This window comes from Alphaproteobacteria bacterium (assembly GCA_040905865.1).
GTDB lineage: Bacteria > Pseudomonadota > Alphaproteobacteria > UBA8366.
In genome coordinates this window covers 1-1,240 of the sequence record JBBDQU010000030.1, presented here as the reverse complement: position 1 = coordinate 1,240, position 1,240 = coordinate 1, and the positions used below count along the sequence as shown (strand labels likewise).

General features: G+C 60.4%; 3 protein-coding genes. All 3 read left to right on the top strand.

Features of this window, described 5'->3' with window-relative positions; translation table 11 throughout:
• Positions 1–290: DUF5372 family protein (locus WD767_06255; protein MEX2615678.1), on the top strand; the 290-nt coding region annotated here is incomplete at its 5' end.
• A 138-nt stretch (positions 291–428) separates the two neighbouring features.
• Positions 429–923, top strand: coding sequence for a helix-turn-helix domain-containing protein (locus WD767_06250; protein ID MEX2615677.1), 495 nt, complete (start codon positions 429–431; stop codon positions 921–923).
• Complete coding sequence (locus WD767_06245; protein MEX2615676.1) at positions 920–1,231, top strand: hypothetical protein; 312 nt, start codon at positions 920–922, stop codon at positions 1,229–1,231. Before WD767_06250 ends, WD767_06245 begins: the two co-directional genes overlap by 4 nt.
• The last annotated feature ends 9 nt before the right edge of the window (positions 1,232–1,240 follow it).

The window sequence follows — 1,240 nt, the reverse complement described above, 5'->3', positions numbered from 1 at the left end:
GTCCAAAACAATATTTTACCGTTACTCACCCGTTTCATCCGTGGTGCGGACGGCGGTTCGAACGAATCGATCTGCGCCGACGTTGGGGGCAGTGGCGGGTCTATTACGTCACAGATACCGGCTGCCAGGCTTATTTGCCAGCGTCTTGGACAGACGCCGGGGGGAGGGACCCGTTCGTCGAACAGGCGGATGGGCGGGCTATTGGCCGAACCGTGGACCTGCTGCGATTGGCCGATTTAATCGGTGATCTTTCGAGTAAGAGTGTAAAGGAAAATACGCCGGATGTGTAAGGGTAAATTTGCCGCAATATCGCTCTTAAAGAGGAAAGGATAGGCTAAATGGTCCGAAAATACTTTGTTAAATGGCAAATATTCCTTGACGAGCATAACTGGTCCGGCCATTAATACGGCATAATTACATTTACACTTATGAACGACGATTCCGAATCACTGAACAAACGCCGGGCTCTGGAGGGTTCCGGTACGTTCAATCCGCGGGCCGGCGAGGTGCGCCATCCGCTGTTTGCCGGGGCCGATTTCTTCGATCCACACGACTTGGTGCAGCTCAAATACGAGGCGTTGCGGGCGCTCGAAACGGATGGCTATTCCGTGGCGAGGGCGGCCCGCGAGTATGGCTTGTCGCGTCCGACCGTTTATCAGGCGCGGACGGATTTCTGGCAGCGGGGCATGGAGGGGCTCTTGCCGGGCAAGCGCGGGCCGAAGGCGGCGCACAAACTCACCGCCGAGGTGCGGCGCACCCTCGAGGATTTGCGGACGAAGCAGCCTGGCCTGAAGGCCGAGGAACTGGCTCGAAGGTTGGGCAAGCGGCACAAGGTCGTTATGCATCCGCGCACGATCGAAAAAGCTCTCCAGTCCGGCAGGGCAAAAAGGGGGCGGCGCAGTCAGGGGAGGACCGGGCGGTGAAGGCGATTTGCCGCGATCCCGAACTGTGGCGGCGGCGCTACGAGGTGTTGCGCGAACAGGCGACCGGCGGCGGGGCGGACGTTTTGGCGCCGCCGCCGCTGGGTATGTATTTGATGCGTCATTACGGGGTTGGCGGGTGGATGAGGCGTTGGGCCGAGTCGGCCGAGGATTGCGCGGCGGGCGCCGCCTCGGCGCGTTCGACTTCGCGGGCGCCGCTGCCGGTCGAGCTTGCGCCGGCGTCGCTGTGGCGGGAAGAACTGACGGTGTTGCTCGCGCAAATGACTTTCCAACATCTTCGCACCGGATAATCTCATGAG

What these genes read in the sequence shown, in the direction of transcription:
- WD767_06250 (MEX2615677.1), top strand. Translation starts at nt 429, where the DNA reads ATGAACGACGATTCCGAATCACTGAACAAACGCCGGGCTCTGGAGGGT.